Source organism: Bilifractor porci (genome assembly GCF_009696005.1).
GTDB lineage: Bacteria > Bacillota > Clostridia > Lachnospirales > Lachnospiraceae > Bilifractor > Bilifractor porci.
In genome coordinates, this window is record NZ_VUMV01000001.1 from 71683 (window position 1) to 95126 (window position 23444).

The window sequence follows — 23444 nt, forward strand, 5'->3', positions numbered from 1 at the left end:
GGAACCGATCATGCAGGCAGAAGGAAAAGTTTTTAAGTACGGCGATAATGTAGATACGGATGTAATTATACCTGCCAGATATCTGAATTCCTCGGATCCGAAGGATCTGGCGGCACACTGTATGGAGGATATTGACAAAGACTTTATCCGGAATGTGAAAAAGGGCGATATCATTGTCGCCGCAAAAAACTTCGGATGCGGGTCCTCCAGGGAGCACGCGCCCATTGCCATAAAGGCTGCCGGCGTGAGCTGTGTGATTGCGGAGACATTTGCCAGGATTTTCTACCGCAATGCCATCAACATCGGGCTTCCCATCATTGAATGTCCGGAGGCTGCCAGAGAGATTCAGGCCGGCGACGAGGTAAAGGTTGATTTTGATTCCGGCACCATTTACGACGTAACCAGAAACACCAGCTACAGGGGACAGGCTTTCCCGCCGTTTATGCAGAAAATTATCTCTGCGGGCGGACTGGTCAACTATATTAACGAGGAAAACTGACAGGAGGATGCTTTGCGGAAGATAGACAGAACCGGGTTTCTTCCCGTATCGAAAACAGATCTGGAGGAGGACGGAATCCGTCAGCCGGATTTTGTTTATGTCTGCGGCGACGCCTACGTCGATCATCCCAGCTTCGGGAGCGCCATCATCGGCAGAGTCCTGCAGGCGCACGGCTATACGGTCGGCATGATCTGCCAGCCGGACTGGAGGGATCCCGGAAGCATCTGTATCCTGGGGGAACCCAGGCTCGGCTTCCTGGTTTCCTCCGGGAATATGGATTCCATGGTGAATCACTATACGGTTGCAAAAAAACACCGGAAAAACGACGCCTACAGCCCCGGCGGGAAGATGGGGTTCCGGCCGGACAGGGCCGTGACCGTCTATTGTAACCTGATCCGCCGCATCTACCGCCGCACGCCGATTATTATCGGCGGAATCGAGGCAAGTCTCCGGCGGTTTGCCCACTATGATTACTGGTCCGACAAGGTGCGACGCTCCATCCTGCTGGAATCCGGCGCCGACCTGATTTCCTACGGCATGGGCGAGAAAAGCATTGTGGAAATCGCGGACGCGCTGGATGCCGGCATTCCGGTGCACGACATCACTTATATCGACGGAACCGTTTACAAAACCAGGGAGGAAGAGAGCATTTATGACGCGGTAAGGCTCCCGGACTTCGAGGAAGTTTCCACAGACCGGACACGCTGCGCGCAGAGTGTCCGCCTGCAGTACGACAACACCGATCCGTTTCAGGCAAAGCGCCTGTATGAGACCTACGGCGGGAAGACCTTTGTTGTTCAGAATCCGCCGCAGAAGCCTCTTACCACCATAGAGATGGACGACATCTTTGCCCTTCCCTATATGCGCCGGTCGCATCCTATGTATGACGCAATGGGAGGCATTCCCGCGCTGAAGGAAGTCCGCTTCAGCCTGACATCCAACAGGGGCTGCTTCGGCGGCTGCAATTTCTGCGCCATCACTTTTCACGAGGGAAGGATTGTGCAGGCCAGAAGCCACGAGTCCATTCTACGGGAAGCAGAAGGATTTTTGAAGGATCCGGATTTTAAGGGGTATATCCACGATGTGGGAGGACCTACGGCGGAATTCCGCGGTCCTGCCTGCGAAAAGCAGCGGACAAAAGGCGCCTGCAGGAACCGTCAGTGCCTCTTTCCGGAGTGCTGTAAAAATCTGATTGTGGATCACAGCGATTACCGGAAGCTGCTGCGCGAGCTGCGGATGCTTCCGGGAGTAAAAAAGGTCTTTGTCCGCTCCGGTTTTCGTTTTGATTACCTGATGGCGGATCCCGACAAAAGCTTTCTTAAGGAGCTCTGCCAGTATCATGTCAGCGGGCAGCTCCGGGTTGCTCCCGAACACATCTCCGACCGTGTGCTTCAGGAAATGGGTAAGCCGCGCACAGAGGTCTACCGTTCCTTTGTGGAAGAATTTGAAAGGATCAACAGGGAGCTGGGTCTGAAGCAGTATATTGTCCCCTATCTGATGTCGTCCCATCCGGGAAGTACGCTGGAGGACGCGGTCGCGCTGGCGGAATATCTGCGCGACCTGGGCTATATGCCGGAACAGGTGCAGGATTTCTATCCCACACCCGGAACGGTCTCTACCTGCATGTACTATACCGGTATCGACCCGCGGACGATGAAAAAGGTTTACGTGGCAGTTAATCCGCATGAAAAGGCCATGCAGCGCGCGCTGATTCAGTACCGGGACCCGGATAATTACGAGCTTGTAAAGGAGGCGCTTCTCCGTGCCGGCCGCAGGGATCTGATTGGGTTTGACAGCCACTGCCTGATTCCGCCGCGGAAGATTGTGCGGCTGTCAGGAAAAGGGCGGGGAGAGAGCCGGCAAAGGGAAAAAACGCAGGGACAGGACGGACGCGGCGGGCGCAGATCCGGCGCAAACCGCAGAACCGGAAGAAATGGAAAGCGGCAGTAACGCCGGTAGAAGCAATGAGACTTTAACGCCGGTAGAAAAAGAAAGAGTATTTCATGCCGGAAGAAAGGCAGAAAGAGGAGTCAAGCTTATGCATCCGTTCAGAGAATTGCTGGAAGACTGTCCTGTGATTGCCGCGGTAAAAAACGAGGAAGGGCTGCAGCAGAGCCTTTTGTCAGACAGCGGCATCATATTTATTCTTCACGGAGACCTCTGCGGCATCGGGGAGATCGTGCGCCGTGTCCATGAAGCCGGGAAAACCGCCATGGTACACACTGACCTGGTCAACGGACTTTCTGGCAAGGATACCTGCGCGGTCGATTATCTCCGGGTCGAGACCGGAGCGGACGGCATTATCTCCACCAAGCCGTCCATGGTGCGACACGCCGGGGAAATCGGCATGTACTCGGTGCTGCGGGTTTTCCTTCTGGATTCCATGGCGTATGAGAACATTTCAAGACAGTGTCTCCAGGCCCGCCCGGACTGCATTGAGGTTCTTCCAGGACTGATGCCCAAGGTGATCCGCCGCATCGTCGAACAGGAACAGGTTCCGGTCATTGCGGGAGGGCTGGTGTCCGACAAGGAGGATATTATGAATGCGCTGCAGGCGGGAGCGGTGTCTGTGTCCACGACAAAGGCCGGACTCTGGTTCGTCTGAAACGTGAAATGGATTATTTTGTAAACCTATTATATTCAGCGGTCCGGAAAAAAGAATTCTTTAGTTAGTTTTAACATTGATGTTCAAGGGAAAATTTTTTATCATACAGAGTAAATGTTTTACTGACCGTGTCAGAAGATATTTCTGACACCTGAATCAATATTTCTTAACCCGGCGCAAAAGGCAGAAAAGAGAAGATACGGAAAGAGGGGCACGATGGGCGAACTGATTCTTGAGATGAAAAATATTACCAAGACATTCGGTTCTGTCAGTGCAAACCGGGATGTCTCCCTGAAGGTGTACGCGGGAGAGATTCACGCGCTGCTGGGCGAAAACGGGGCTGGCAAAAGTACGCTGATGAATGTTCTGACCGGCATTTACCGGCCGGACAGCGGCCAGATTTTCTGCCATGGAAAAGAAGTCACCATCAGCTCCCCGAAGGATGCGGTCGATCTGGGGATCGGAATGGTTCATCAGCATTTCCGGCTGATTCCCACACTGACAGTTGCTGAGAACATTTCTCTCTATACGGAAAAAAAGGGATTTCTGCTGAATCCGGCAAAAATGCAGAAACGGATCGCCGAGTGTTCCCGGAATTTTAATCTGGAGGTAGATCCGGCTGCCGTTGTCTGGCAGCTTTCGGTGGGAGAGCAGCAGCGGGTGGAGATCGTCAAGCTCCTGTACCACGGGGCGGAGATCCTGATTCTGGACGAACCTTCCGCCGTCCTGACGCCGCAGGAAGCACAGGATATGTTTAATGTCCTGCGGAAAATGGCGGACAGCGGGAAGGCGGTTATCGTCATCTCCCACAAAATGAACGAAGTCCTGAACAACGCGGACCGGATTACCGTCCTGAAGGACGGGCGCATGGAGGACACCATGGTGCGAAAGGACGCCACGCTGGACCGGCTTACCAGGGCTGTTGTGGGAAAACAGGATTACACAGAACACTTCCGGACGCAGAAAAAGATCAGTCCGGATGTGGTGTTTTCCATGGAACATGTCTGTGCGAAAAATGACCGCAATCTGGATGAACTGAAAGACATATCTTTAGAAATCAGAAAAGGCGAGATCTTCGGGATTGCCGGTGTTGCCGGAAACGGACAGCGGGAGCTTTCGGAGGTGATCGCCGGACTAAGACCCGTCACTTCAGGAAAAATTCTGGCGGAGGGAGCGGATCTTACCCGCGCGTCTGCCAGGGAACGCCGGGAAAAGGGAATCGCCCTGATTCCGGAGGACCGTCTGGAAACCGGACTGGTGCCTGATCTTAATTTTCCCGAGAATATTATTCTTACTCGTTATTCTTCTTCCCGATACAGCCGGAAAGGCTTTCTGCGGTTTGACCGGATGCGCCGGGACGCGGAGGACTATACAAAAGAATATGAGATTCGCCACGGGGGATTTGATTTTCCGGTCGGGCTGATGTCCGGAGGAAATCAGCAGAAGCTGCTCCTGGCAAGGGAGGTTTCCGGGAATCCGAAGCTGATTGTCGCCGCCTATCCCGTGCGGGGACTGGATATCGGTGCCGCGGACATGATACGTCAGATTCTGCTGAAGCAGAGTGAAAAGGGAACCTCCGTCCTCTTTATCTCGGAGGAGCTGGATGAAATTTTCCATATGTGCGACAGAATTGGTGTGCTCTGCGATGGGGAACTGATGGGGATCCGTAACACATCAGATACAGATGTCTACGAGATCGGACAGATGATGGCAGGCGAGAGAAAGGACAGCGAAAAGGAGGCGTCTTCCCATGCGTAAATTCCGCTATGAAAAACGAACAGACGTCTCGATGGCGCGGAAAATCCTGAATCCCGTATTCTTTGTCCTTCTTGCTTTTCTGTTCTGCGCGCTCCTTCTTGGGGTCATGGGGTTCAGCCCCTTTGCCGTGTACGGAAAGATGATCAGCACCATTTTTTCCCTGCGCGGCCTTACCCGGAGCATTGAGGCGGGACTTCCCCTGATGTTTACGGGACTTGCCGTTGCGCTCGGCTACCGGATGAACCTGAATAACATCGGCGCGGACGGACAGTACGCGCTGGGCGCTATTTTCTGTGTGGGCGTCGGCTTGTACGGACCGCCCATGCCGGCCGTGCTGAGAATCCTGGTGATGTTTGTGGCCGCCATGCTGGGCGGCGCCCTGGCCGCGCTGATTGCCGCTGTTCCCAGGGCAATGTGGAATGTCAGCGAGACTATCCTTACCATGATGCTGAACTATGTATTTCTGAATGTCCTGAACTATCTGATGTACGGCCCCTGGAAGGAACTGAACCAGATGGTCGCCCAGACCAGGGAAATCGACAGCTCGTTATGGCTTCCGGAGATCGGAAATACCGGGATCAGCCTGGCACTGCTGATTGCTGTCGCGATCGCGTTTCTGCTCTGGTTCCTTCTGAAGAAAACCACCTGGGGCTACCAGATGGAGGTCATCCGCCGGAGTCCCCGCGCTGCGGAGTATGCCGGCATGTCCGTCAAAAAAAATATCCTGATCACCCTCTGCCTGAGCGGGGCGATTGCCGGCCTTGCCGGGTTTGCGGAGGTAAACGGCGTCCTGCACCGTGTTCAGGCGGATCTGCCGAATAATGCCGGCTACACCGGCATTGTCATCGCGTTTCTGGCCTACCTGAATCCGCTCTCCACGGTTCTGGTGGCGTTTCTGCTGGGAGCGCTCCAGATCAGCGCGGTAGCTGTTCAGATTACCGGTGTCCCCTCCCAGGTGGCGACCATGATTCAGGGCAGCATTATGCTCTTTGTCATTGCGGGAGAATTCTTTATCCGTTACCGGCTGGTGAAGGTGCAGAAAGGAGAGGCGGCATGAGCAGCACACTACTGATTTCTATCTTGTCCATGGCGGTACTGTATGCGGTGTCTGTGCTTTACGGGGCCGTCGGGGAAATCTTCGCGGAGAAGGCAGGCGTCATGAACCTCGGCCTGGAGGGGATTATGCTGATGGGAGCCGTCTCCGGCTATCTGGTGGCTGTCAATCAGAAAAATCTCGGCCTGGCCATGCTGACAGTCGTGCTGGTGGGCGCCGTCCTGGGGCTCGTTTTCGCGTTTCTTACCGTGACCCTGCAGGCGGACCAGACGGTAGCGGGAATGGCCATGCTCACCTTCAGTACGGGCATGAGCGGGTTTATCGGAAAGAGCGTAAGCGGGGTAAACGCCAATCTTGCTTTCGAGGCGATTGCCATTCCGGGACTCAGCCGCATACCGGTCCTGGGACCCGTGCTGTTCCAGCAGAATATACTGGTTTACCTGATGTATTTCATCATTCCCCTGTCTGTGTTCTACATCAATCACACCAGGCCGGGAATGATTCTCCGTGCGCTGGGGGAAAACCCGGCCGCCCTGGACAGCGCGGGCTACAATGTCTTTGCCCTGCGCTACGCCTATGTGATTTTCGGTTCTGTCATGACGGCGGTAGGGGGCGCCTTTGTCTCCCTTGCCTACACCAATTTCTGGAGCGATGGCATGACCAGCGGAAAGGGCTGGATTGCCTTTGCCCTGGTCGTGTTTTCCTCCTGGAATCCGCTGACGGCCGTGTTCGGAGGGCTTCTCTTCGGCGCGATCAGCGCCATCGGCGTGGACATCCAGACCCTGTTTCCGGCGATTCCGTCGCAGATTTTTGCGACGCTGCCATATATCGCAACGATCATCGCACTTGTTTTCACCACGGGGAATTTCCGAAACCGGAGGTCGGCTGCGCCCGCGGCCCTCACCATTCCCTATGACCGTGAGAAGAGGTAAAGGCAGGCTGCGCCCCTGCGGAAGGGGGAAACTTATTTACAACATCAGGAGGAAGGTAAAAAATGCGAATGAAGACAAGAATGATCAGCCTCTGCGCCATTGCCGGTCTGACGGCACTCAGCCTGGCCGGCTGCAGTGAAGCTGCCGTATCCGGAAACAGCTCCGCGGCGTCCGGGAGTACAAGCACATCTGCGGCTGCGGCATCGTCCGAAAATGCTGTCAGCGCAGGTTCCGCGGCGGTGTCAACGGTAGCAACGTCCGGAGGGAGTTCCGTGTCTGGCGTCAATCAGATCCCGGAGGGGACAGAGGAAGCTTCCGCGGAAAATGTTGATTTTTCCTCGTTCAAGATCGGTGAGATCGAATCTTATGTGGTGAACGACGGCGGATGGTGCCAGGCGACACACAACAGCATTCTGAGCGCCATGAACGACCTGGGCATCCCGGAGGACAATCTGATCACACTGGAGAGCATTGACGACACCGACCAGGCATCCGTACAGGAAGCGGCTGAACAGCTGGTAGACCAGGGATGTAACCTGATTATCGGCGCGTCCACCGGATATTCTTCCTATCTGCCGGAAATTGCCGAAAAGAATCCGGATGTCATTTTTGCACAGTGGGGCAACAAGGTGGACGGCCTTGTCGGATATGAGATCCGCAGCTATGAGGGAATGTTCCTGGCCGGTTATGCCTGCGAGCTTCTTTCCCAGGATCAGAACACGGAGCTCGGATATTCCGCTTCTTATAATGAGTTTTCCGTGCGCACGGCCATCAACGCCTACGCGCTCGGCGCGAAATACGCAAACGCGGACGCGAAGGTAAAGGTAGCTTCCGCGGATTCCTGGTACGACATCGACAAGGAGACCCAGTGCGCGCAGTCTCTGATCGATTCCGGAATTAAATACATGGGTATGGAAGCTTCTTCTCCCGCGATCCCGGAGACCTGCGAAAAGAACGGTGCCTTTGTGGTCGGCTATCACAACGATATGTCCAGCCTGGCACCCAATGCCGTCCTGGTTTCCTTCGAGTGGAATTTTGCCCCGATCTTCAAGAGCATTATTACACGCACCGCGGAAAAAACAGCTACCCCGGATGATTTCTATTACTGGGGCGGGGACTGCTCCAAGCTTTCCGATTTCGCGGACTTCGTTCCGGAGGATGTTGTCCAGAAGGTGGCAGACCTGAAGAGCAAGCTGGAATCCGGCGAGGTGCAGGTTTATGCCGGCGAGCTGAAGGACAACCAGGGCAATGTCCTTGTTCAGGAGGGACAGGTGATGTCTGATGAGGACATCATCCAGCAGAATTTCTTCGTGGATAACGTAGAGACATCCTGGACGGTGCAGTAACTGAAAGAGGGCACAGACAGGAAGCGTAATGTTTGCAGCTTAATAAAGGCGGACGGAGAACCGGCTGAAATCTCAGATTTCCTTACGGGCCGTCCGCTTTTTTCAGAAAGCTCCGTTTCCGGCTCTGCGGGGAAGCAGGTCCGGAGTAATGGGAGAAGGCAGAAATAAGTCCGGTTTTCTGTCCTGCGGCGGAAGCAGGCGGAACCGGATAATAGAAAAACATAAGATACAGGAGGAATTATGGACGCGAAAAAATTTCTTGAGCTTTACGAGAGAGGAACAACCGGTAAACAGGTTTCCAAGAATGAGTGGGACATGGAGTACATTGTCGAAAATGTCATGGACATGGTAGACGAATATGATCTGAGCTGGGACAAGCAGGTGATTGTTCCGAATGATGATGACCTGCTGGACAGACTGTTCCGTGCTTCCCGTGAGCTTCTTCTGAAAAACGGAATCTATAATATGACCACCGGCCGCATCATGACTCTGACAGAGGAGGAAGTGGACGAGGGTATCGCCAACATGAAGCAGGAGCTTGTCATGGGCGAGGGAAAGGATGCCTACACGCTTCGTCCCAGAAAGATTGAAGATACCGCAGAGCCCTGTGTGTGGGCCGGAAACCCGGGCGCCCCCACACCGGAAAGACTGTATCTCCCGATTCTCCAGAGCGTTGCGAAAGAGCCCGTGGTTGATCTTCTTACCTGCGGATCCCTGATTGACGTGGACGGCTATCCGGTTAAGAGCGGCGGTCCGACAGAGGTTATGGCCGTGCGCCGCGAGATGAAATATCTGCACCAGGCCCTGGAGGAAGCCGGACGCCCCGGCATGGGACTTCTTGCAGCCGAGAGCGCGGTTACGGCTGTCGGAGATTACGCGGCGACGGCAGACCGCTATCTGCGTCCCTGCGACTCACATCTGGTTGCCCTGTTCAACGAGCTGATCATGGATGACGGAAACCTGGTGCGTGCGGCAAATTCCATTGATTACGGAGTCCGCAACGCTTCCCTGGCCTGCACCATGGTCGGCGGACTTGGCGGAGACGCGCCGGGAAGCTGCCTGATTATGATGGCTTCCATGATGGCGGCCAACCAGTTTGCCATTGCGGACTACCATCTCTGCCACCCGATCCACATTAACGATGTGGCGACTTCCGCCAGAAGCTGTCTGTGGCTGCAGTCTGTGCTTTGTCAGTCCTTCGCGAAGAACGCTCCCTGCATCATCGTGTGCGACATCTGGCCGGCCAGCGGAGCCATGACCAAGGAGCTCCTGTACGAAGTAGCGGCAAATTCCATTGTCGTAACGGTGTCCGGCGGACATCTGGAAGGACTCGGCTCCGCAAACGGACGTGTGCCGAACGGAACCGGACTGGAGTGCCGTCTGATGGGAGAAGTAGGAAAGGCCGTCGCCCGCCAGGGGATGACCCGTGAAGAGGCAAATGACATTGTCCTGAAGCTCCTTCCGAAATATGAGTACATCTTCGGCAAGAAAGACGGAAATCCGGGTGTAAGCTTTGACAAGGCCTACAATATGGACACGATTGAGCCGCTTCCGGAGTGGCAGGCCATGTATGACGAGGTAAAGGAAGATCTTCGCCAGATGGGCATCAAATTCTGATCTGACTGAAAGAGCCGCTTTTTCCCCAGACGTGAAGGATGGAGGAAGAAGCGGTTTTTTGTTGACAGAAGCGGAAACCGTTCTTTATGATAGGGGACGCGGCTGTGCCTTCCCGGAAACCGGAAAAGGCACAGTGACGCAGAAGAAACAGAAAGAGAACAGAAGGGAGCATGTCATGGCAGAAAAGACGAATCTCGATTTAAGAAACCGTGTGATGTATATGGTGTTTGTCCGCAATTATTCCAGGGAGGGGACGTTCCGCCGTCTGCAGGAGGATCTGCCGCGCATTCAGTCGCTGGGCGTGGATTACATCTGGCTTCTCCCGATCCAGCCCCTGGGCGTGAAGAACCGGAAGGGAACCCTGGGCTCCCCCTACGCGATCCGGGACTACCGGGCGGTCAACCCGGAGTACGGGACCATGGAGGATTTAAGGGCGCTGACCGACGCCATTCACGAGCTCGGCATGAAATGCATCCTGGACGTTGTATATAACCACACGTCCCCGGACTCCGTACTTGCCGCAGAGCATCCGGAATGGTTTTACCACAAGGAGGACGGAAGCCTGGGAAACCGGATCGGAGACTGGTCGGATATTGTGGACCTGGATTATTCTCATCCGGAGCTCTGGGACTACCAGATTGAAACATTGAAGATGTGGGCGGAGTATTTTGACGGGTTCCGCTGCGATGTCGCGCCAATGGTCCCGCTTTCCTTCTGGCTGAAGGCAAGGGAAGAGGTGGAAAAGGTTCATCCCGGAATGGTGTGGATCGCAGAATCGGTGGAGCCGCGCTTTATCCTCTGGAACCGGGAAAGGGGAATACCGGTTTCCTCCGACAGCGAACTGTATCAGGCATTTGACATCTGCTACGATTATGATATCAGCAAAGAAATGAGCGATGCCATGCTGGGGAAAGCCCCGCTGTCCGTCTATCTGGAGGCCATGAACCGCCAGGAATGGATCTACGGTCAGAATTACATCAAGCTGCGCAATCTGGAAAACCACGACCGGAACCGGGCGGCCGCGCTGATTCCGAACGAGCAGGCGCTCCGGAGCTGGACAGCTTTTTTGTATTTTGCCAAGGGAACCACCCTTCTGTATGCCGGACAGGAAAAGGGAGTGACACACCACCCCTCGCTGTTTGACCGGGACACCGTGGACTGGAAAGGCACAGCCGACCTGACCGAAGAGATCCGCCTGCTCTCCGGACTCAAGAGGAAAGACCGCGTCTTCCGCGAGGGAGCCTTCTCTGTCAGTACGCCGGACGAGAAGAATATTGTCGCCTCCTATGTCTGCGGAGAAGAAAAACTGACCGGGATTTTCCCGCTTCACGGGGCAGCCTCCGTCTCGGTGCAGCTTCCGGACGGCACATACCGGAACCTGTACAGCGGAAAGAATGCCGATGTTTATGAAAACGTGATCATGACGGACGGTGAACCTGTGATCATCCGTACCTGAGGGAGCTCCGGGTTCCTTTGACCCACGGAACGGGATTTTCGGGCAGTGCAGAAGTTGTTCTACACATCCCCCGGTATTTATGTTAAAATGAGTTCCCGGTACTCTGTGTCTGAAAGAGAGTAGACAAGGAGCACCTATGGAGCAAAAGGATATGCGCAGCATCAGGGACATTCCGGAACAGGAGCGTCCCTATGAAAAATGTCTGAAGCACGGAGCCGCGGCTCTTACAGACGCGGAACTGCTGGCCGTGGTCCTGCGCTGCGGAACACGCGGCTGTTCGTCTGTGGAGCTGGCCCGGCAGCTGTTAAGCCTCTGTCCCTATGAGGGCGGGCTGACGGGACTGCTGCACCTGAAGCCGGAGCAGCTGAAGAAACTTCCCGGCATCGGAGAGGTCAAGGCGGTTCAGATTCTGTGTGTCGGAGAGCTCTCCCGCAGGATTTCGGGGAGAGAAGCAAAAAAGAAGCTGGATTTTCACAATTCCAAAACAATAGCGGAGTATTATATGGAAGATATGCGTCATCTGGAACAGGAGGTTGTCCTGTGCATGATGCTGGATTCCAGAAACCAGCTTCTGGGAGAAGTGGAAGTAAGCAGAGGAACAGTGAACTGTTCCCTGCTTTCTCCCCGCGAGGTGTTTATCGCCGCGCTGGAGTATCATGCGGTCCGGATTATTCTGGTGCATAATCATCCCAGCGGGAGCGCGCAGCCGAGCAGGGAGGATATCGAAGTGACCAGGCGGATTGCCGCGGAAGGGGAGAACCTCGGCATTGCGCTTCTGGATCACATTGTGATCGGAGACAGGGAATATGTCAGCATTATGCCGGAGATCGCGGACGGCGGGTGCGGGACATGTTCTGACAGATAAGGGGTATTTCATTCATGCGTTTGGAAAATTCCTACGGTATTGATCTCGGAACCGGTATGGTGAAGATCTATGACCAGAAAGCAGATCATATCACACAGGAAAGTACCATGATCGCTCTTCGGAATGGAAATCAGGTTTTTGCCGTCGGAAACGACGCGTACTCCATGTTCGAGAAGGCACCGTCCGACGTCCGGATCATCCGTCCGGTCAGCAACGGCCGGATCAACGACATTCTGATGACGGAGGCGGTTCTGCACACTCTTCTGCGCCGGAACACAACCTACACAGGTTCTCGTCCGACCCTTTATTTCTCTGTTCCCATGGATCTGACTGAAATTGAAAAAAGAGCCTATGCCTCGATCGCCCAGAAGGGACGGCTGCGCCGCTCGCGCGTTTTTCTGGTGGAAAAGCCTATTGCGGATGCGATCGCGGTCGGCGTCCCCCTCCACCACACGAAGGGGACCATGATTATCAACCTGGGCGCGCAGAGCACGGAGCTTTCCGTGCTGGCGGACGAAAGGGTCATCATTAACCGTCTGGTTCCTATTGGCGGCATGCAGTTTGACCAGGCCGTCCGCGAGGGCGTTCTTCATAAAAATAATTTTCTGATCAGCAGCAGGACGGCTCAGAGGCTGAAGTTTGTCCTTACGGATTTCCGCCAGGAGCCGAGCGAGGGAAGAAAAGTCTACGGACTGGACCGGAGCAGCGGGCTTCCGCGGGACGGCATCGTATCCGCCCATACGGTTACACGGATGGTCCGCCACGAATGTCTCCTGCTGGCAGATGAAATCCGGAAGTTTATTGACCGCATCCCTCCCCAGGTTCAGGCAAGCATCCAGAGGGACGGCATTATCCTGACCGGCGGAAGCGCCAGAATACCCGGCATCGACCAGTATTTCCGCGGCCAGCTGGAATATCCGGTCAGGATTTCCCAGTATTACGGGATGAGCACCATCCAGGGCATCCGGATTCTGATCCGCCGTCCGGAAATGCGGCACTGGGCGATTGACCCTTCCAGAAACACGGTATGAGAAAATCCGGAACGACCGGTACGAGGGTTCCATGAATAAAAAGAATCATCTGATGAAAAATAAACATGTTCTCGCTGTTCTGATTATTGCCTGTATCTGTCTGATCGCGGCCACCGCCTCCAGTTTTGTTCCTGTGGCGCCGGTCCGGAGTGTCTTTCAGACGATTGTCAGCCCGCTGCAGAACGGGATCAGCAAAGCCGGGAGCTTTCTGGCGGGACAGCATTCCGCCCGCAAGAGCACTGAGGAGCTGACGCAGGAAAACGAGCAGCTGCAGAGCAGGATTACCCAGCTGGAGGAGCAGAACACGCTTTTAACGGAAGACACACAGGAACTGGAGAAGCTTCAGGCTCTCTATAAGCTGGACAAAAGCTACGCGGATTACGACAAGGTCGCCGCGCAGGTCATTGCCAGCGAATCCGGATCCTGGTTTTCTTCCTTTACCATCAACCGCGGAAGCAGCGACGGTATAGAGACGGGGATGAACGTCCTTGCGGACGGCGGCCTTGTCGGGATTGTTACGGAAACCGGCGGACACTGGGCGACCGTGCGCAGCATCATCGACGACTCAAACAATGTCAGCGCGACGATCCTCAGCACACAGGACAACTGCATTGTCTCCGGAAGCCTGGATCTGATCCGGCAGAATAAAATGGAGCTTTCCGAGCTTGTGACAGACAACGATGTTGTCGCCGGCTCCAAAGTCGTTACTTCTTACATCAGCGACAAATATCTTCCGGGAATCCTGATCGGTTATGTCGATTCCATTGAGGAGGATGCCAACCATCTGCAGAAAACCGGAACGGTGATCCCGGCGGTGGACTTTCAGCATATTACAGACGTCCTGGTTATCCAGACCACGAAGAGGACGGCAGACGTCGAAAGTACAGACGGACAGGCAGCTGCCGGAAATGCCGCGGAGTCTGTCAGCAGCACATCCGGCGCGGCCGCGGACTCCCAGGTTTCCTCACAGTCCGGTACGGAGGGAACCCCATGAGAAAGATACTAACCTTTGGCCTGTTTATTTTCTGCACGTTTCTTCTGCAGAGTACCTGGCCGGTGGTCATCCGGATCGGCTATACGCCGGATATGCTGCTGATTCTTGTGGTTTCCATGGCCTTTATGAGAGGCCGGAGGTCAGGCATGCTGTTCGGCATGATCTGCGGCATTCTGGCGGATCTCTGCTATATGCCGTTTCTGGGGTTTTCGGCGCTGCTGTTTACCCTGACAGGCTATCTGGCAGGAGGAACCTATGATGTTTTTTTCAGCGAAAATGTAAAGCTTCCCATGGTGATGGCGGCCGCCGGAGAGTTTGTTTACCGGCTGGCATACTATCTGGTGTTTTCCCTGAGGCATGGCCGGGAGAGCTTTTTCTCCTGCCTGTTCGGAACCATTCTTCCGCAGACGGTGCTTACCATGCTTCTGACCATTCCGCTTTACGGTATTTTTTATTTCTTCAACAGGAAAATTGCGGTTCATGAACTGGAGGAGCAACAGTCACCTTGGCTAAGAAAGTAATTCGCGCATTACAGAAGTTTTTTTCCAGACGTTCCTTGATCCTTCTGCTGATTTCCTTCAGCATGTCGGCGGCTCTTGTGGCGCGTCTGTTTAATCTGCAGGTCATAAACGGAGCCGACTACGCGGATAATTATACGGTAAAGACAACAAAAACCAGGACACTGAAAAGCAGCCGGGGGAATATCTATGACTGCAACGGAAAGCTTCTTGCCTACAACAAGCTGGCAAACTGCGTGACCATCGAGGACAATGAATCCTACAACACCATGCGGGAGAAAAATCTCGCCCTGAACGGAGAAATCTACCGCCTTACAAAAATGATCCGGGACAACGGGGACACACTGACGCAGGATTTTCATATCACCCTGAATGCCGACGGAAACTATGCGTTTGATACCAAAAACGACACAACACTGAACCGTTTCCGCGCAGATATTTACGGGTATAAGACGGTGGATGAGCTCTCTGCGGAGGAAAGAAACGCGGACGCGGATAAAATCATGTCTGATCTCTGCAGCGAGGACTATTACGGCCTTATTTACGACCCGCCGTTCACCGCGCAGGAGCTGCAGGAAAGCGGCCTTCCCACAGAGCTGACAAAGCAGGAGACGCTGGATATCTGCATCGTGCGGTACCAGCTCAGCCTGATCAGCTTCCAGCGCTACATGCAGGTAACAGTCGCCAAAGACGTATCGGACAAAACGGTCGCCGACGTCAAGGAGAACAGCGACACCCTGCCGGGCGTGGATATTGCGGAAGATTATATCCGGGTCTATACGACGGATGAATCCATGGGGCCTGTCCTCGGCTACACCGGGGCGCCCTCCCAGGAGGAACTGGATGAGCTTACCAAGACCAGTGACCAGTATTCCAGCACCTCCGTGATCGGCAAGGCAGGAATTGAAAAATCCATGGAGAGTGTCCTGCAGGGAACAAACGGAAGCGAAGAGGTTGTCGTGGACAACCTGGGGCGTGTCCTGTCCGAGAACACCGATTCCAAGGTGGACCCCGTCCAGGGGAAGGATGTGTATCTGACCATCGACTCCGACCTTCAGTCCGCGATCTACAAAATTCTGGAACAGAGAATTGCCGGCATTCTGGCGCTGACCATTGTAAACGAAAAAAGCGTGGATCTCACGGACTGGGACCAGACGCAGTTTATCCCGATCCCGATTTATGACGTCTATTTTGCGCTTCTGGACAACAATGTCATCGACATCAGCAGATTCAGCGGGGCGGACGCCACCGACACGGAAAAGGACGCCTACAGCAAGATGCAGGAAAAGGGCAGCCAGGTCATCAGCTGGATGCTTTCGGAGCTTTCTTCGGACAGCCCTAAAAATCAGAGCGGTCTTTCGGATGAGCAGCAGGAGTACATGAGCTACCTGTACGGCACCTTCCTGACTTCCGAAGAGGGGATTGTCAACACCTCTCTGATTGACTCGGCAAACGATGTCTACCAGGCATATACCACAGACGGTTCGGTCAGCCTGAAGGCTCTTCTGACCGAGGCAGTGAACAATAACTGGATCGACCTGGGCAAGCTGGACAATGTCTCGGCTGAATATCTGACATCGGATGAAATCTACCAGGCTGTCCTGAATTACATACAGGATCATCTGCTTTCGGACAATGGGTTCCAGAAGCTGATTTACAAATATCTTCTGCAGGAGGATACGCTGAGCCCGGACGCAATCGTAAAGATGCTCTATGAGCAGGGCGTGCTCTCCGCGGACAATGATCAGGATTATGCTTCGTTCCAGGCAGGAAATCTGTCTGCCAGTGACTTTATGATTGCCAAGATCAAAGAGCTGGAAATCACGCCGGCCCAGCTGGCACTGGACACCTGTTCCGGATCCATGGTCGTCACCGACCCGGACACCGGGGCGGTAAAGGCCTGCGTGACCTATCCGGGGTACGACAACAACCGGCTTTCCAATAACATGGATACGGATTACTACTATCAGCTGACCGTGGATAAATCCTCGCCTTTCTACAACAAGGCGACCCAGCAGCTGACGGCTCCCGGATCCACCTACAAGCCTGTGGTTGCGGCGGCCGGACTGGAGGAGGGCGTGATTGACTCCTCCACGCTGGTTAACTGCACCGGCGTTTTCGGCGAGGGCTTCCTGGACGAGGGGGATTATGTCCACTGCTGGTACACATCCGGGCATGGAAATCTGAATCTTGTAGACGCCATGGGACAGTCCTGCAACGTCTATTTCTGCCAGGTGGGCTATTGGCTGGGAGAGAAGAATGACAAGAATGAATACCGGCAGAGCGAGGAGCTTTCTTATCTGCATCAGTATTCTTCTTACTTCGGTCTGGACAAGACGACAGGAATCCAGCTCTCCGAATCGGAGCCGAATGTTTCCGATGACCTTGCCATTCCCTCCGCCATCGGGCAGGGCACGCACCAGTATACCACGACGCAGCTGGCCCGGTACGCGTCTACGATAGCCAACCAGGGAACCGCCTATAACCTGAATCTGGTACAGAAAATTGTGGATTCCGGTTCGGGCGAAGAAACCGCAAGTGATCCGACCGTGGAAAACACCTGCAATTTCTCTTCCAACACCTGGAATCTGATCGACCAGGGCATGATGAACGCCACAACCTCCGATACGGTCTGGAGAGGGTTTGGCGGCACGGTCTACACAAAGACCGGAACCGCAGAGGAGTCCATGGTAAAAGCAAACCACGCACTGGCAATCGGATTTACGGACAGTAACGATTCGGAACACCCGGATGTAGCCTATGCGGTCCGGATTCCCTACGGGTATACATCCAGAAATGCGTCCCTGATAGCGAGGGATGTGCTGAACTATTACTTCGGATATGAAGATGCAGAGGATATCCTGACCGGAACGGCAGATACCTCGGATATGTACACGACAATTTCCCAGGATTAAGAGGAGCCTTTAAAAGCTGCAAAAGGAGTGAGAGCGCTATGCTGCATCAATATCAGCTGAAAAACTATAATTTTATCCTTTGCGCCGCTCTGATCGTGCTGAGCGTGATCGGAATCCTGTTGGTAGGGTCCGCGGATTCCTCCCTGCAGGGAAGGCAGATGGCCGGTGTTATTTTCGGCGCAATCCTGATGGTTGTTGTCTCCCTGATCGACTACAACTGGATTCTTCATTTTTCCTGGGCTCTGTACGGCATTACCCTGGCGCTGCTTCTGCTGGTTCTGGTGATCGGTATTGCCAGCCACGGGGCGGCCCGATGGATCGAGGTCGGAGGCGTTACACTGCAGCCCACGGAGCTCTGTAAAATTCTGCTGATCCTGTTTTTCGCCGATTTCTTTATGAAAAAGGAGGAAAATCTGAGTACCTGGAAAACCATCGGCACGGCGGTTCTGCTGGCCGGTGTCCCTCTGGTCATGATTTTACGTCAGCCGGATCTGAAAAATACAATTACCATCTCACTGATTTTCATTGCCATGTATTTTTCCGCGGGTCTGTCATATCGGAGGATCCTGACCATCCTGGCGGTTATTGTTCCCCTGGCTCTGGGCCTGTTCCTTCTGATTACAAAGACGGATCTTCCGATTGTCGATGACTATCAGAAGAGCAGGATCATGACTTTCCTGGAGCCGGAGAATGACCAGTATTCCGAGACCGCCATGCAGCAGGAGAATTCCGTCATGGCCATCGGATCCGGCCAGATTACCGGGAAGGGTCTGAATAATAACGATGTCTCATCCGTGAACAAGGGAAATTTCGTGGCGGAGTCCCAGAACGACTTTATTTTTGCCGTGGCAGGAGAGGAGCTTGGGTTTGTCGGCTGCCTGTTCATCATCCTGCTTCTGACGCTTATCGTCATCCTCTGTTTCCGGACGGGGGCTCGGGCAAGAAATCTGGGAGGAAAGCTGTTCTGCGACGGGATGGGCGCCCTGATCGCGCTCCAGAGCTTCATCAACATCGGCGTTGCCTGTGGTATCCTCCCGAACACAGGAACCACGCTGCCCTTTGTCAGCTATGGCCTGACATCCCTGATCAGCCTTTATATAGGAATGGGAGTCGTTCTGAATGTCGGACTTCAGAAGAAAAATAAAGAAATCGCTGTCAAACTTTCTTCCGGAAATTTGTATGAAAGGTCTTTCCATGCCATCAAGTTCTGAAAAAACAAAAAGAGTGGCGGACGAGATGTCTGCATCTGTGCGCCGGAAAAACAGAAGACGGAGAAAACGCCGCAGGCTCATCCGGAATATCCTGATCGCTATTCTTGCGGCCGTGCTGCTTGCTGCAGGTATTTTTTCTACCGTCCGGCAAAAGAGCGCAAATGCCGCCTCTCTGCCGTCTGCCTATGATCTGGCCTGTGAAAACGGGGCGGAGGATCTGGATTCCTTTGCTCTGATGAAAGCGGAACCCTTTGCCTCGAATCTGGTGGTTTCCGATGCCAATGTCAATACAGACCAGCTGAAACTGGCGCATGACGACGAGCAGGCTCTCCTTTTTGACCTGGATAAGCAGGAAGCCCTGTACGCTAATGAGATTTACCGGGAGATTTACCCCGCCAGCATTACCAAAATCATGACTGCGCTTCTGTGTCTGGAGAATGGCGACCTGTCCCAGACCGTCACAATGACAGAGGCGGACTTTGATCTGGAAGAGGACGCGCAGGTCTCCGATCTGAAGGCGGGGGACACGGTGACGCTGGACCAGCTGTTTCACCTTCTGGTCATCTATTCCGCCAACGACGCTGCCATGGCCATCGCGCGGACCATCGGCGGTTCCGTGGACAAATTTGTGGAAATGATGAATACCAGAGCGCAGGAACTTGGAATGACGGAGACACATTTTGCCAACCCGGACGGACTTCAGGACGAAAACCACTATACCTCCGTGTACGATGTTTATCTGATGATGAACGCGGTCTATCAGCATTCCGAGTACACCGAGGCATCCCAGATGAACGGTTATCAGACCAAGGTACAGCACGCCGACGGCACCACCGGCACCATCAGCGAATACGCTACCGATGAATTTATCACCGGAACTTACGGCCTGCCAAACGGCATCCGGATTCTTGCCAGCAAGACCGGAACCACCAGCGAGGCCGGCAGCTGCCTTGCCCTGGTCGTCCAGAGCCAGTCCGGCGGCACCTATATGGCAATTCTGATGGGCGCCTGGAACACCGAAGATCTCTATACCGAGATGATCAGCCTACTGTCTCTGATAGGCAGTTGATTTTGCATAAAAGCATCTTTTTTTACCTTGCGTATTTTATGCAATTACACTATAATCTTTCTTAACAGAAGAAATTCCCCGGCATACATTCGCGACACGGAAGGATTTCAAATATCATCATCCAGGAGGGAAATTGCTATGGTTCAGTTAATTGTGGGAAAAAAAGGAAAGGGCAAAACAAAGGCTCTGCTTGATCATGTCAATGCTGCCATAAAAGAAGCAAACGGCAATATCGTTTATATCGACAAAAGTTCAAAACATATGTTTGAGCTGAACAATAAAATCCGTCTGATTGACGCATCCATGTTCCCACTGAAAAACAGTGACGAATTTGTCGGATTTCTCTGCGGGATTCTCTCGCAAGACCATGATCTGGAAGATATGTACCTCGACAGTTTCCTGAAAGTAGCAAAACTGGAGGACAGCCACGATAAAATTGATGACTGCCTGACACAGCTGGAGACCATCAGCCAGCAGTTTAACGTGAATTTCATCCTGAGCGTGTCCATGGACAAAGAGGAACTCAGTCCTCTGGCACAGGAAAAAGTCCTGATCGCGCTGTAACAGGTCCTGATAAAGCTTTGGCAGGGGGCTGCTGCTTTTTACCACAAAAGGCAGCGGCCTCCTTTTTCCTGCCTTGCACAGAAACCGGCAAAATGATAAAATGCTAGGAAGTGTCAGGTACACATCCCTTGCCCTGATACGTTTTTTACGGAAGATGGAGAGTTAAGCAGTTTTGAAGGAACGCCGTGGCTTTAATCTGAATATCGGGACGGTTATTTTCGGCGCGCTCGCCGTGTACCTGGTCATCACCCTTTTTCTGTATCTGGCATCCGACCGGATCACACCGTACCTGGTGACATCCGGGACGCTTTCCAGAAATCAGACCTATACCGCGCTGGCACTCCGGACCGAGCATGTGGTAAATTCCACGGCCGACGGATATGTCAGGTATTATGACGCGGAGCTGACGAAGGCCAAAAAAGGCGCCGCCGTCTGCAGCATCACGGACACACAGGAAAGCACAACGTCCGGAACAGTGACCGAACAAAATACCGACGCCCTGCGGGAGCTTGCCTCCAAATATTCCAGATCCTACACGGGAAGTGATTTCCACTCGGTCTACGACTTTAAGTATTCGCTGAACTCGGCTGCTTCCCAGGATGATTCTCAGGCCTCCACAAAGAGCGGAAGCCCCGTATACGCCGACGGGGACGGAATTGTGTGCTATACCTCCGACGGCATGGAGGGGCTGACGGTAGACCAGATTACCGCGGACAGTTTTGATTCCAAATCCTATAAAAAAACATCCCTGCGCACGGAGGACACGGTAAAAGCGGGGGACGGGGTCTACCGTCTGGTAACCGATGAAAACTGGTCCCTGGTTTTCCCGGTGACGGACAGCCAGTATGACACCCTGGCGCAGCTAGACACCGTGAAGGTGCGGTTCGCGAAGGATGAGAACACGGAGAACGGAGACGTCAATCTGTTTGAGACGGACGGGCAGAAATACTGCCAGGTTCTTCTTTACCGCGGAATGATCCGCTACGCCAATGACCGTTACCTGGATATCGAGCTGGTCACAAACACCCAGAGCGGGCTGAAGCTTCCGCTGACATCCATTGTCCATAAGGACTTCTACCTGATTCCGGCCGCCTTCCTGACCTCCGGAGGGGAAAACGGAGAGCAGGGATTCCTGGTGGAAACCACGGACGAAAAGGGAAACAAATCCACCACCTTTGTCGAGACAGAGCTGTACGAGCTGGCCGACGCAGCCATTGACACGGATTCCTCTTCGGCCTCCGCATCCGGAGGGGAGAGTGTTTCTTCCGATTCCGTCTCTTCGTCGTCGGGCGGCACAGTCTCGTGCTACTACGTGGACAAGGCGGATTTCAACAAGGGAGATGTCATTATCCAGCCGGACACTAACGCCACTTATACCATCGGGGAGACTGCTTCCCTGGAAGGCGTATACTGTGTCAACAAGGGGTACGCGGATTTCCGCAAGGTGCAGATCATAGACCAGAATGACGAATACTGCCTGGTAGCGGCAGGAACCGATTACGGGATTTCCCAGTACGATTACATCATCAAGGACGCGGAGAATATAAAGGAAAATACGGTAATCATCGGACAGACAGCCTGACAGAAAGGACAGTGACAGGAATGATTAAGGATGATTATGAAGCAGTAGAGGCAAACATTGAGAAGGCGTGCAGAAAAGCAGGACGCAGCAGAAGCGAGGTCACGCTGATCGCGGTCAGCAAGACAAAACCGGTAGAGATGCTGCGGGAGGTCTACGGCCTTGGACAGCGAGACTTCGGCGAAAACAAGGTACAGGAGATGAAGGACAAAATCCCCCAGCTCCCGGACGACATACGCTGGCACCTGATCGGCCACCTGCAGCGCAACAAGGTGAAATATATTGCCGGAACGGTCGCCATGATCCACTCGGTAGACACCTGGGAGCTGGCTCAGACCATTCAGAAGGAGGCCGCAAAGCATAATCGTGTGATCCCGGTTCTTCTGGAGGTCAATGTGGCCGGAGAGGATTCCAAATTCGGGCTAACCGTTGCGGACACCCCGGCTCTGGTAAGGAAAATCGCGGAACTTCCGAATGTGCGGGTTGAAGGGCTGATGACAGTCGCTCCCTATGTCCCGGATCCGGAAGAGAACCGCCCGGTGTTCCGTACCCTCAGACAATTAAGTGTTGACATCGCAGGAGAAAATATTGATAATGTAAACATGAATGTGCTCAGCATGGGAATGACCAATGACTATGAAGTCGCCATCGAAGAGGGCGCTACACTGGTCCGTGTCGGAACCGGCATCTTCGGGGCGCGAAATTATAATGTGGAGAATTAAACAATGGGTTTATTTGATAAGTTTCTGGATGCGGTACGTCTGAATGATGAGTATGATGAAGACGAGGATGAATTCTTCGATGACGACGACTTCGAGGAAGAAGAACCGGAAAAGAAGCATTTCTTTAAGCGCACTTCTTCCCAGAAGGAAAAGGAGCCCGAAGAAGAACCGGCTGACAGGGACGAGGAAGCTCCTGTTCTGAAAACCAGACCGGAGCCGAAGACAACCAACTACACTTATGTAAAACCGAAAACATCCTCTCAGAAGGTTACTCCCATGCGGAGCAAAAAATCCGCCGCGCCTGCCGCCCAGATGGAGGTCTGTGTGATCAAGCCCACCAAGGTGGAGGATTACCGCGAAATCGCGGACACCCTGCTTTCCAACTGCACGGTTGTGCTGAATCTGGAGGGACTGGATGTGGAACTGGCGCAGAGAATCATTGATTTCTCCTCCGGTTCCTGCTATGCCATAAACGGCGGCCTGCAGAAGGTATCCAGCTTTATCTTCATCCTGACGCCTGCGGATGTGGAGATTACCGGGGACATTCAGGATCTGCTGAACGGGGCCATTCCGTCCATGCGTACCTCCTTCTGAGAATGAAATAATAGGAAATAAAAACAGAAAAACAGAGCATCAGACAGCCGAAAATCTCTCTGGTGCTCTTCTTTTATGAGGTGATAAAAATGACAGATCGGTCGGAAACAGCTTC

Annotated in this window: 20 protein-coding genes; all 20 read left to right on the top strand. The window is 53.7% G+C overall.

The genetic code is table 11. The annotated features are described in order from the left end of the window. Positions 1-10: 10 nt before the first annotated feature. Positions 11-499 carry a 3-isopropylmalate dehydratase small subunit gene (gene leuD / locus FYJ60_RS00300; RefSeq protein WP_154456597.1) on the top strand — a complete coding sequence of 163 codons (489 nt, stop codon included), beginning with the start codon at positions 11-13 and terminating at the stop codon, positions 497-499. A gap of 21 nt (positions 500-520) precedes the next feature. Next, the gene (locus FYJ60_RS00305) at positions 521-2449 is read left to right on the top strand and encodes a YgiQ family radical SAM protein (RefSeq protein WP_408609139.1); all 1929 of its coding nucleotides are present in this window, start codon (positions 521-523) and stop codon (positions 2447-2449) included. 88 nt (positions 2450-2537) lie between these two features. Further along, positions 2538-3104: a glycerol-3-phosphate responsive antiterminator gene (locus FYJ60_RS00310; RefSeq protein ID WP_154456599.1), complete on the top strand. Its 567-nt coding sequence runs from the start codon at positions 2538-2540 to the stop codon at positions 3102-3104. Between the two features lie 216 nt (positions 3105-3320). Then, positions 3321-4862 carry an ABC transporter ATP-binding protein gene (locus FYJ60_RS00315; RefSeq protein WP_154456600.1) on the top strand — a complete coding sequence of 514 codons (1542 nt, stop codon included), beginning with the start codon at positions 3321-3323 and terminating at the stop codon, positions 4860-4862. After that, positions 4855-5919, top strand: a complete 1065-nt coding sequence (locus tag FYJ60_RS00320; RefSeq protein WP_154456601.1) for an ABC transporter permease — start codon at positions 4855-4857, stop codon at positions 5917-5919. The genes FYJ60_RS00315 and FYJ60_RS00320 overlap by 8 nt, the downstream gene beginning before the upstream one ends. Further along, positions 5916-6848 (top strand): ABC transporter permease, encoded by a 933-nt coding sequence (locus FYJ60_RS00325; protein ID WP_154456602.1) that lies wholly within the window; start codon positions 5916-5918, stop codon positions 6846-6848. The genes FYJ60_RS00320 and FYJ60_RS00325 overlap by 4 nt, the downstream gene beginning before the upstream one ends. A gap of 62 nt (positions 6849-6910) precedes the next feature. Beyond that, a complete protein-coding gene (locus FYJ60_RS00330; RefSeq protein ID WP_154456603.1) occupies positions 6911-8194 on the top strand; it encodes a BMP family ABC transporter substrate-binding protein in 1284 nt (427 codons plus the stop codon). Positions 8195-8434: 240 nt separating this feature from the next. After that, complete coding sequence (locus FYJ60_RS00335; protein ID WP_154456604.1) at positions 8435-9811, top strand: monomethylamine:corrinoid methyltransferase; 1377 nt, start codon at positions 8435-8437, stop codon at positions 9809-9811. Positions 9812-9869: 58 nt separating this feature from the next. Then, complete coding sequence (locus FYJ60_RS00340; protein WP_235903270.1) at positions 9870-11267, top strand: alpha-amylase family glycosyl hydrolase; 1398 nt, start codon at positions 9870-9872, stop codon at positions 11265-11267. A 136-nt stretch (positions 11268-11403) separates the two neighbouring features. Next, a complete protein-coding gene (gene radC, locus FYJ60_RS00345; RefSeq protein WP_154456605.1) occupies positions 11404-12132 on the top strand; it encodes a RadC family protein in 729 nt (242 codons plus the stop codon). A 14-nt stretch (positions 12133-12146) separates the two neighbouring features. After that, positions 12147-13163: a rod shape-determining protein gene (locus FYJ60_RS00350; protein ID WP_154456606.1), complete on the top strand. Its 1017-nt coding sequence runs from the start codon at positions 12147-12149 to the stop codon at positions 13161-13163. A gap of 31 nt (positions 13164-13194) precedes the next feature. After that, complete coding sequence (gene mreC, locus FYJ60_RS00355) at positions 13195-14157, top strand: rod shape-determining protein MreC (protein WP_154456607.1); 963 nt, start codon at positions 13195-13197, stop codon at positions 14155-14157. After that, the gene (mreD, locus tag FYJ60_RS00360) at positions 14154-14678 is read left to right on the top strand and encodes a rod shape-determining protein MreD (RefSeq protein WP_154456608.1); all 525 of its coding nucleotides are present in this window, start codon (positions 14154-14156) and stop codon (positions 14676-14678) included. Before mreC ends, mreD begins: the two co-directional genes overlap by 4 nt. After that, positions 14663-17590, top strand: coding sequence for a penicillin-binding transpeptidase domain-containing protein (locus FYJ60_RS00365; protein WP_154456609.1), 2928 nt, complete (start codon positions 14663-14665; stop codon positions 17588-17590). The genes mreD and FYJ60_RS00365 overlap by 16 nt, the downstream gene beginning before the upstream one ends. Positions 17591-17628: 38 nt before the next feature. After that, entirely contained in the window at positions 17629-18801 is a 1173-nt protein-coding gene (locus tag FYJ60_RS00370; RefSeq protein ID WP_154456610.1) for an FtsW/RodA/SpoVE family cell cycle protein, read from the top strand. Next, positions 18785-19870 carry a D-alanyl-D-alanine carboxypeptidase family protein gene (locus FYJ60_RS00375; protein WP_205838907.1) on the top strand — a complete coding sequence of 362 codons (1086 nt, stop codon included), beginning with the start codon at positions 18785-18787 and terminating at the stop codon, positions 19868-19870. The genes FYJ60_RS00370 and FYJ60_RS00375 overlap by 17 nt, the downstream gene beginning before the upstream one ends. Positions 19871-20008: 138 nt before the next feature. Further along, positions 20009-20434: a twitching motility protein PilT gene (locus FYJ60_RS00380; RefSeq protein WP_154456612.1), complete on the top strand. Its 426-nt coding sequence runs from the start codon at positions 20009-20011 to the stop codon at positions 20432-20434. 172 nt (positions 20435-20606) lie between these two features. After that, positions 20607-22016: an HlyD family efflux transporter periplasmic adaptor subunit gene (locus FYJ60_RS00385; RefSeq protein WP_154456613.1), complete on the top strand. Its 1410-nt coding sequence runs from the start codon at positions 20607-20609 to the stop codon at positions 22014-22016. Positions 22017-22036: 20 nt separating this feature from the next. Further along, positions 22037-22735, top strand: a complete 699-nt coding sequence (locus FYJ60_RS00390) for a YggS family pyridoxal phosphate-dependent enzyme (protein ID WP_154456614.1) — start codon at positions 22037-22039, stop codon at positions 22733-22735. Positions 22736-22738: 3 nt separating this feature from the next. Beyond that, positions 22739-23329: a cell division protein SepF gene (locus FYJ60_RS00395; RefSeq protein WP_154456615.1), complete on the top strand. Its 591-nt coding sequence runs from the start codon at positions 22739-22741 to the stop codon at positions 23327-23329. Positions 23330-23444: the final 115 nt, after the last annotated feature.